Source organism: Nonomuraea cypriaca (assembly GCF_015645445.1).
In the GTDB taxonomy this organism is placed as follows: domain Bacteria; phylum Actinomycetota; class Actinomycetes; order Streptosporangiales; family Streptosporangiaceae; genus Nonomuraea; species Nonomuraea cypriaca.
The window spans coordinates 1-816 of the sequence record NZ_JADOGI010000554.1 but is presented as its reverse complement, the minus strand read 5'-3'; the positions used below and the strand labels follow the sequence as shown (position 1 = coordinate 816).

Annotated in this window: 1 protein-coding gene; it reads left to right on the top strand. The window is 66.1% G+C overall.

The genetic code is table 11. From position 1 onward, the window contains the following. The first annotated feature begins 53 nt into the window (after window positions 1–53). Window positions 54–689 carry a DUF6461 domain-containing protein gene (locus ITP53_RS55575; RefSeq protein ID WP_236052265.1) on the top strand — a complete coding sequence of 212 codons (636 nt, stop codon included), beginning with the start codon at window positions 54–56 and terminating at the stop codon, window positions 687–689. The last annotated feature ends 127 nt before the right edge of the window (window positions 690–816 follow it).

The following is an 816-nucleotide window of genomic DNA, read 5'->3' as shown; positions in this document are numbered from 1 at the left end:
GGCGGTTGTCTCCGAGGGCGGGCCGTGTCAGTGGCGGCTGCCATGCTGGGCCCATGACTGACCCAACTACCGCCTCCGATTACGCGTGGATCCGGGAGCGAGACCAGTACGAGACGTACTGCGTCACGCTCGTCCAAGGGCTTACCCCCGAGGAACTGCTCCAGGCCCTCGGAGTCGAGTCTGGAATGCGGATCATCGGCGTGGACGGACTGATCAAACCGTCACAGGACGCAGTGCTCGACCATCACCGGGAGTTCGCGGGCGCCACTTCCCTCGGCGGTTGGTCGCTGATGTTCGAGCCCGACGGCTTTCTGGGCGTCACGGATGAGGCCATGCTCCCCCTCTCGCGCGGGCGCACGGTGGTCACGAACCACAACGCCATCGCTGGGGCGTGTCGCTTCTGCTGGTACCGCGACGGCGCCATACTCCTGGATTTCGACCAGGCTTTCCCCGACGACCGTGCCGGCAGCCACCCGGACGGACTCCTCACCGAGATGCGGGAATCCGGCTTCGACCTCAGCGGCGCCGACGACCTGGACCACGGCAAACAGTTTCTCGCCGCCTTCGCCCTCGCCCACCGCATCACGGGCATACACCTGACGCCGGAGCTCTTCGCGTCCGCAGAGTTCATCGGCGGCCTTGGGCCTCGGCTGCCTTCTTTCTCCCTTCCGGGTCGTGCGGAGCCGTAGCCGGATCACTGCCCGAGATCTCCACCTCCTTGAAGGTGTCGTCCCGCGCGAGAGGCGTCAGCCAGCCGAACAGCCGGACCATCAGCAGGTACAGGAGGCGTAGGAACACGAGCGCTGAGGATAGATG

Coding starts and splice junctions, on each gene's coding strand:
- ITP53_RS55575 (WP_236052265.1), top strand. CDS start 54: ATGACTGACCCAACTACCGCCTCCGATTACGCGTGGATCCGGGAGCGA.